The organism is Photorhabdus temperata (assembly GCF_025384845.1).
Lineage (GTDB): Bacteria > Pseudomonadota > Gammaproteobacteria > Enterobacterales > Enterobacteriaceae > Photorhabdus > Photorhabdus temperata.
Window position 1 is genome coordinate 18,824 of the sequence record NZ_JAJAFX010000071.1, and the last position, 8,241, is coordinate 27,064.

The 8,241-nt window shown below is 40.4% G+C and carries 8 protein-coding genes; 5 read left to right on the top strand and 3 right to left on the bottom strand.

Annotated features, from left to right (window positions below):
• The first annotated feature begins 115 nt into the window (after positions 1 to 115).
• The 4 genes from LGZ99_RS20735 to xylB all read left to right on the top strand — a co-directional run bounded on the left by LGZ99_RS20735 (position 116) and on the right by xylB (position 3,653).
• Positions 116 to 478, top strand: a complete 363-nt coding sequence (locus tag LGZ99_RS20735) for a DUF1283 family protein (protein WP_021323651.1) — start codon at positions 116 to 118, stop codon at positions 476 to 478.
• Between the two features lie 21 nt (positions 479 to 499).
• Positions 500 to 772, top strand: a complete 273-nt coding sequence (locus tag LGZ99_RS20740) for a DUF1161 domain-containing protein (RefSeq protein WP_036841389.1) — start codon at positions 500 to 502, stop codon at positions 770 to 772.
• Positions 773 to 1,109: 337 nt separating this feature from the next.
• Complete coding sequence (locus tag LGZ99_RS20745) at positions 1,110 to 2,138, top strand: NAD(P)-dependent alcohol dehydrogenase (RefSeq protein ID WP_036841381.1); 1,029 nt, start codon at positions 1,110 to 1,112, stop codon at positions 2,136 to 2,138.
• 3 nt (positions 2,139 to 2,141) lie between these two features.
• Positions 2,142 to 3,653 (top strand): xylulokinase, encoded by a 1,512-nt coding sequence (xylB, locus tag LGZ99_RS20750; RefSeq protein ID WP_036841382.1) that lies wholly within the window; start codon positions 2,142 to 2,144, stop codon positions 3,651 to 3,653.
• Between the two features lie 133 nt (positions 3,654 to 3,786).
• Here the strand turns inward: xylB and bioD are convergent, their stop codons facing one another.
• The 3 genes from bioD to LGZ99_RS20765 all read right to left on the bottom strand — a co-directional run bounded on the left by bioD (position 3,787) and on the right by LGZ99_RS20765 (position 6,890).
• The gene (gene bioD, locus LGZ99_RS20755; RefSeq protein WP_036841383.1) at positions 3,787 to 4,458 is read right to left on the bottom strand and encodes a dethiobiotin synthase; all 672 of its coding nucleotides are present in this window, start codon (positions 4,456 to 4,458) and stop codon (positions 3,787 to 3,789) included.
• A gap of 176 nt (positions 4,459 to 4,634) precedes the next feature.
• A complete protein-coding gene (gene mlc / locus LGZ99_RS20760; protein ID WP_200875316.1) occupies positions 4,635 to 5,852 on the bottom strand; it encodes a sugar metabolism global transcriptional regulator Mlc in 1,218 nt (405 codons plus the stop codon).
• A 123-nt stretch (positions 5,853 to 5,975) separates the two neighbouring features.
• Positions 5,976 to 6,890: a LysR family transcriptional regulator gene (locus LGZ99_RS20765; RefSeq protein WP_023045911.1), complete on the bottom strand. Its 915-nt coding sequence runs from the start codon at positions 6,888 to 6,890 to the stop codon at positions 5,976 to 5,978.
• Positions 6,891 to 7,036: 146 nt separating this feature from the next.
• On the opposite strand from LGZ99_RS20765, the gene LGZ99_RS20770 reads away from it, so the two are divergent.
• The coding region (locus tag LGZ99_RS20770; protein ID WP_262979532.1) for an MFS transporter at positions 7,037 to 8,241 on the top strand (1,205 nt) is incomplete at its 3' end.

Here is an 8,241-nt window from a genome sequence, read left to right on the forward strand (position 1 = left end):
CACATTCATCTTGATAATTTGTTGAACATCTTCATGTTATCTTATAATTTATCTATCTGATAATTTCTTATTGTGCCATCGAATTTGGCTCCACTCTCTTTCAAGAGGATAAAAGATGAATTTTTGTAATTCTTTGATATTAAAAGCTATGCCTGCTATCGCTCTGGCAATTCCTTTGTTATGGCAAGCGCCGGCACTGGCGGCAACCTGCTCTTCTGGAGGAACCTGCGTCACAGTAAATGGCAACGGAGATACTGCGCTAAGTAAAGAAGCAGCCCGTCAAAGTAAAGAGCAATGGGATGAAACCAAGAATCTTCGTACCAAAGTTAATAAACGTACTGAGAAGGAATTTGATAAGTTCGATAAAGCGATTGATGCTCGCGACGCATGTATGAAAAGTACCAATATTAATGCTTATTGGGAACCCAATACCGAACGTTGCCTGGACAGCAATACTGGTATGCCTATCAGACCGTAATATAAGGTGATGATAATGAAGATGAAAAAAGCACTTTTATTCAGTGCGTTGATCGTTACTGTATCTCCATTTACGCTTGCTGCACAAGCTTCATGCGAAAGCGTAAAAGAGCAGATTGCGCAGAAAATTATCCATAATGGTGTGCCGGAATCTGGCTTTAAATTGGAAATTACTCCTAATGACCAAACCGAACAAGCCGGTAGTAAGATCGTTGGTCATTGTGAAAATAATACCAAAAAGATTGTGTATACCCGGCAAGGAAGTCAATCTACAACCCTGTCAGTCACAAAATAAACCCTTATTGTTTTTCTGGGGGAGATGCGGAATTCAGAGAAAGTATTACGTAGATACTTTTTAATCTAAATAAATAGAGGTCGAGGCTACACGCCTTCGACCTCTATTGTTGGTAATAAATCGTGTGATATACAACCCCACCTAATAATATTAATATCATTTTATTATCAATATACATGTCAAAAAAGTGACAAATAGGACAGCTTTCTTTTTTGATTAACGTAAAAAACATCCATTTTTAATAAAGTTTCAACTTACATCACACAAATATAATAATTTTCATTCTAATATCCCCCAAACAATTGATATCGATAACATTATAATGCGAGAGTGTATCATGAAGGCATTAGTATTAGAAAAAGCGGGTCAGATTTCAATTCAAGACTGGGAAAACACCGAAATATTGGGTGAAAATGATGTTGAGATAAAAATTCATTCTGTGGGAATTTGCGGCAGTGATGTGCATTATTACCAATACGGGCGTATCGGGCCATTTGTTGTCGAAAAGCCAATGATCCTCGGGCACGAAGCATCAGGTGTAATCACAGCGGTAGGTAAAAAGGTGACTCACTTAAAAATTGGTGATCGGGTCTGTATGGAGCCTGGCATTCCTAATCTGCAATCACCACAATCACGGGCAGGTATTTATAACTTAGATCCAGAAGTTCGTTTTTGGGCGACTCCCCCTATTGATGGCTGCTTACGTGAAAGGGTTATTCACCCAGCAGCATTTACGTTCAAATTACCTGACAATGTCAGTTTTGCCGAAGGTGCAATGGTTGAGCCATTAGCTATCGGTATGCAAGCAGCCACAAAAGCAGAAATTAAACCAGGAGATATTGCATTAGTTGTTGGTGCCGGCACGATCGGAATTGTGACTGCACTGGCTGCATTAGCCGGTGGTTGTTCCGATGTCATTATTTGTGATGTATTTGATGAAAAACTAGAAATTGCAAAACAGTATCCAGGTCTTCACCCTGTTAATAGCAAAGTACTTGCTGAGAAAGTTAACGCATTAACCGATGGCAATGGCGTCAATATTCTATTTGAATGTAGTGGGGCAAAACCCGTCGTTGCGACTATTTCAGATCACATTGCACCGGGTGGAACAGCGGTTCTGGTTGGTATGCCTATCGATCCGGCGCCACTTGATATTGTCTCTGCTCAAGCTAAAGAGATCACATTCAAAACCATTTTCCGCTACGCAAATATGTATCCTCGTACTATCCGTTTACTTAGCTCTGGCAAGCTCAATGTAACCCCCCTATTGTCCGCAACCTATAAATTCAAAAACAGCGTTCAGGCTTACGAGCGAGCCGCTGAGGGCCGTCCGACAGATATCAAAATTATGTTGGAAATGGAGTAACACATGGCGCACTACGCTGGTATCGATTGCGGTACACAAAGTACTAAGGTCATTATTGTCGATAGCCAAAAAGCGCATATTTTGGGTGAAGGTAGTTCACCTCACCCAATAATTAGCGATTCAAACGGCCGTCGTGAACAGCAGGCTCACTGGTGGATAGAAGCATTAGAAATTGCCTTTTCCCAAGCGATTGAGCAAGCAGGAATTTCTGGTACAGAAATTGTCGCTCTTGCCGTATCAGGTCAACAGCACGGGTTTGTTCCTCTGGATGCAGAAGGTCATGTTTTAGCGCCTGTAAAACTCTGGTGTGACACTGAAACTACAGCGGAAAATCAGGAAATTATTGATGCACTCGGTGGTACGCAAGCCGTTTTAGCACAACTCGGGTTAATGCCGCAGACAAGCTATACCGCATCTAAAATTCTTTGGTTCAAAAAATACCATCCTGAATTATGGGAAAAATTGAGTACTGTTCTATTACCTCATGATTATCTCAATTATTGGCTAACAGGCAGATTAGTTGCCGAATATGGTGATGCTTCAGGAACGGGATTACTGAATATCCGTAAGCGCGAATGGGATAACCAGATTGTCCAGTTAATTGATCCGGATGGCCGTCTTTGGCATGCACTACCTGAATTGGTTTCAGCAGAGACTTGTATTGGTACAGTAAAGCCTGAAGCAGCAAAAATATTAGGGCTTTCACCGACAACCAAAGTTGCGTCTGGCGGGGGCGATAATATGATGGCTGCGATTGGAACGGGCAATATCGTTCCTGGCATAACGACAATGAGTTTAGGAACTTCCGGCACTCTCTTCACTTACTCTGACAAACCGATTGTCGCTGATTCTGAAATGATTGCGGGTTTCTGTTCGTCTAATAATGGCTGGCTACCATTAATTTGCACGATGAATGTAACTTCAGCGACAACCGCCATTCAAAAGCTATTTAATATGGATGTTCAGGCTTTTAATGACACATTAAACCAAAGTAAACCTGGGGCTAATGGTTTGATAATGCTACCGTTTTTTAATGGTGAACGTGTTCCGCAACTCCCCCACGCCAAAGCGAGTATCCATAACTTAGATATTAGCAATATGAATCAACAAAATTTTATTTTGGCGGTAGTTGAAAGCGCCACGTATGGGTTACGTTTTGGTATTGAATTATTTCGCAAGCAAGGGATTGAAATCAATGAGATCCGTTTGACTGGCGGCGGCGCTCGCAGCAAAAAATGGCGACAAATTGTGGCTGATATCATGAATACACCTGTTATTTGTGTCACTAATCAAGAAGCCGCCGCACTGGGTGCTGCTATTCAAGCTATGTGGTGTGACTCCTTGACAGAAGAGAAAGACAAACAAGCGCATCTCGCCCATATTTGCCGGCATTTTGTGCATCTTGATGAAGAAACTCGCACCATTCCAACCCCCGAAACGGCCGCATTATATGATGTGTTTTATCAAGATTATTTCTCTCTGCTTACCGCTGAATACCCAGAGGTAAAGGTATGACGACATTGTCCCGCCAATTATTGGGATTGATGGAAAACCTCACTTTTTCAAAAGTGAGGTTTTCTTATTGAATGATCAAACATCATAGTCAAGATATTTGTCTATTTTGCCCATTCAATATTTCAACCCATGATTATTTTACAACTTGTTTTAATAGAGTGGAAATATCCAGATAGCAGGATAGATCTTTTTCTTCCGGACGTAAAATATAAGGAATTTCACCTAACTGTGGTGCATTTATGTGACGGCGTAACCTATCCATAATTTTCGCATAATGTGATATACCAGGATTAATTCTATTTGCTACCCATCCTATTAACTGCAACCCATCATTTATGATCGTCTGTGCGGTTAAAATTGAATGATTTACACAGCCAGGTTGAATGCCTACCACTAAAATGACTGGAATTTTTTCCCGAATCACCCAATCAAAATAAAAAGTTTCATCATTCAACAACACACGCCAACCGTCGTTACCTTCAATAATAACGCAATCTGCTTTATTACTAAGATTATTTAATCCTTGTTTCATCTGGTCGAAATCAACCCGGTTTTCTTCACAGTAACTGCTTTTCCAGATAACCGGGTTAATTTCTTCATATTTAAACTGAACGGGAGAGGATTTTTGTAAAATCAGACCATCTCGATTACGCATTCCTTCTTCTGTTTCATACCCTTCTGTGGCTATAGGTTTATAACCTACAGCCGTTGCTCCGTCACGATTAAAAGCTTGTAATAATGCACGGGTAACAACTGTTTTACCGATGTTGGTATCTGTCCCCGTAACAAATAGGCGAGTTAACATAAATTCTGTTTTCCATAATGACAGATAAAATCCGGTTAATGAGCACTTAAGTTTAGAGGGTACGGCTATAAGGGAGATTGCGTTAGCTCAATGTTTTGTTTAATTATTGCATAAATTGAGTAACAAAAAATTTATATAAAGCAAATATTACTACCAGAGAACGTTTATCAGATCTACTATCCCTTCATTAAATTGACTAATAATGAACCATCATATAAAGCCTTTTTAACTGATGACACCGCAGATAATGTTCCTGAATTATTGAATTCTGTTGCAACCAACTTAACCTGTTCACTATAAGCAGGCAAAGCATGTCGTTGAATACACTCATTAATGACAGGATATAAAATTTGCTGTGAAGCATTAAGTGGAGAGCCAATCAGAATTTTTTCCGGGTTAAATAAATTCACCATAATTGCGACAATATGACCAATTTTTACCCCTATATCACGGATAATATCTATTGCCAGAGTATCACCTTTATTAGCCGCCTGACAGAATGATTCAACAGTCAATGGCTCACAGTTAAGTAAAGAATCTGGTACCGTTATTAATTGCTGCTTTGCTCTGGATAAAATGTGATTGATACCTGCAACTGTCTCCAAACAGCCCAAGTTCCCGCAATCGCAACGTTCACCATCAAGTTCAACCTGAATATGCCCTATTTCCATAACACTGCCATTGTCTGCATGTAATGTTTGTCCTGCAATGATAACGCCGACCCCAACATTTTCATCAATAACAATCTGAATAATATTCTTACAATTTTTTGCTGCGCCATATAATGATTCAGCTATCGTCCAGGCTGTGATTTCGTGTTGAAGAAATACGGGTAATCCGGTACGACGATGCAGATATTCCCCTATTGACAATTCTTGAACCTGATAATAAGGAAGATTACGGATTAAACCTTTAGTCGGATCAACAATTGCATTTACCGTAATGCTAATGGCTGTCAAACGCTCAAGGCAGGATTGATAACGGCCGAAAAATGCGTCAATCTCATCAGTAATACAGTCCAAAAAGGACTTTTTATTGCTGGCAGGTAATGGTAAGACATCTTCAACAATTAATTTGCTGCTTAGATCACGCAGGCCCAAAATTAAATTCCCCAGGCCAATACTGACACATAAAAAATGCCAGCTTTCAGAATCAAGTTTCAGTCCGGTTGCTGGACGTCCTCTGAATCCCAAATCCAGAAATTCTGTTTCCATCACTAAGTGCGTATCGACCAATTCACGAACAATCTTAGTAATACTGGCAGGAGCAAGTTGTGCTTTTTTAGATAGCTCAATACGGGAAATTGGGCCATATTGATCAATTAACCGATAAACAGCACCAATATTAGTCTGTTTTATTTGATCAATATGACCCGGTTGTCCATCCATACTCACCCTTTTGCTCTTTAATTAATTTGCACTTCAAAATAATTGTCGGCTAATTATGTCGATGTTTTAGGCAAAAGGTATCATTCTTTCAATCAATATGTGATATTAAGCACGAAATTTAGCTGATTCTTACTTATTTTTCTCATCCAGAATATTAGATATGAGTAGTTTTGTCAGTCTGTTTGCTGCGGCTGATACCGGTCGGCTTTTATGATTGACCAACCAAACCTCAGAGAAAGATCGGTTATCAGCTAACGGAATATACTGAACACCATCGACTTTCATGCGGGTAAAAGATTCAGTCACAACGCTGATCCCGAGACCAGCAGAGACAAGACCAAGAATAGTCATTGCCTCACCAGCTTCCTGTGAAATCATCGGTGTCACCCCCGCCTGGGCAAGTAACGTAACAATTTCATCATACAAAGCAGTTCCAACTTCGCGTTCAAAAAATACCAGTGGATGGCCCGCCAACATTTCGAGCTTTATTCCCTGTTGAGCATGTTCTAATAAAGGGTGCCCATCATAAACAGCCAGCATAAAAGATTCACGGAATAATAGCCGATGCTCAAGATTATCCGGTAATTGCGTATTACGCATGATTCCAATATCTAACCGTCCAGTCAGCAGCGGAGCAATCTGACGCTTGGTATTCATTTGATGCATATGAATAGATACCTCCGGGTATCGTTCGCGGAATTGCCGTAAACTCAAAGTGACTTTATGCATAAACGGTGTTGTAGAGGTGAAACCGATAGATATTTCACCTAATTCTCCTTTTTGCATTCTTGCGGCTTTTGTCGCTGCGGCATCAACCTGAGCCAGAATCTGATAAGCTTCCTCCAGAAACATGTTACCTGCCGGAGTCAATCTCACATTCCGGTTATTACGTTCTAATAACTGTGCGTTTATACTATTTTCAAGTGACTGAATTTGTTGGCTTAACGGAGGTTGTGAGATATTAAGCCGCTCTGCTGCGCGACCAAAATGTAATTCCTCTGCAACTGCAACAAAGTAACGTAAGTGCCGTAATTCAATAGCCATAATCACCTTTGAGATCTAATAAATATCATTATGAATGATTAATATATTAGACAAAATATTTTGCAATTCATATGCTTGATCTACATCAAAATGCAAGTTACTTATTATGAGTTAAGTAAGGAATTCATGTGAGCACCACCCGTAGCATCAGCGAAAATCCAACTCCCGATAATCATCTTGTCCAAGATACTCAACAAAATAAGAGAAATTATATTCAGAAAGCAGATCCTTTATATATCAGAGTGACGTTGTCACTCTTTACCGTAGGGTTAGCAACATTTGCCCTGCTCTACTTTGTTCAACCTATTTTACCTATATTGTCGGAAGATTTTGGTGTTTCTCCGGCCACCAGCAGCTTATCTTTATCGCTTTCGACTGGCATGCTGGCATTGGGATTATTGATAACCGGTCCTCTGTCTGATGCCATTGGCCGTAAAAATGTTATGGTAATCGCGCTATCTGCCGCTGCATTTTTCACTTTACTCAGTGCATTTATGACCAGTTGGCATGGAATTCTGATTGCGCGCGCTCTGGTTGGCTTATCTCTCAGTGGCGTAGCCGCCGTTGCAATGACTTACCTTAGTGAGGAAATTCATCCTAACTTTGTTGCTTTATCAATGGGGCTTTATATCAGCGGGAATTCTATTGGCGGAATGAGTGGGCGATTAATATCAGGTGTGATAACTGATCATTTCTCATGGCGGGTTTCTGTCATCGTATTAGGCTTATTTGCCTCAATTGCTGCAATTATGTTTTGTCGTATGTTACCTGAATCCCGTCGTTTTCGGCCAAGTTCCCTCAAACCTAGATCTTTATTGATAAATCTGAGATTACATTTTCGTGATAAAGGGTTGCCATTATTATTTTCTGAAGCATTTTTGCTCATGGGTGGTTTCATTACGATGTTTAATTATATCAGTTATCGTTTATTAGACTCACCCTATCATTTTAGTCAATCGACTATCGGTATGTTATCCATTGTCTATTTGGCCGGTACATACAGCGCATCTAAAGTGGGTGGATTAACAAGTCAATATGGACTAGGGAAAATGCTGATAGTAACGATTAGTATGATGCTAACGGGTACTCTTATTACCATGCTGCCTTCTACTGTGATGATTATGATTGGGATGGTCATACTCACTTCCGGTTTCTTTGCCGCACACGCTGTCGCCAGCAGTTGGGTTGGACGTCGCGCTCGTCGGGCCAAAGCACAGGCGTCATCTCTTTATCTCTTCTGTTATTACGCCGGCTCAAGTGTAGCGGGTACTTTTGGCGGCATATTCTGGCTACAATGGGGCTGGAACGGCGTTGTTTTATTTATTACCGTTCTCACCCTTTTAGCCCTACT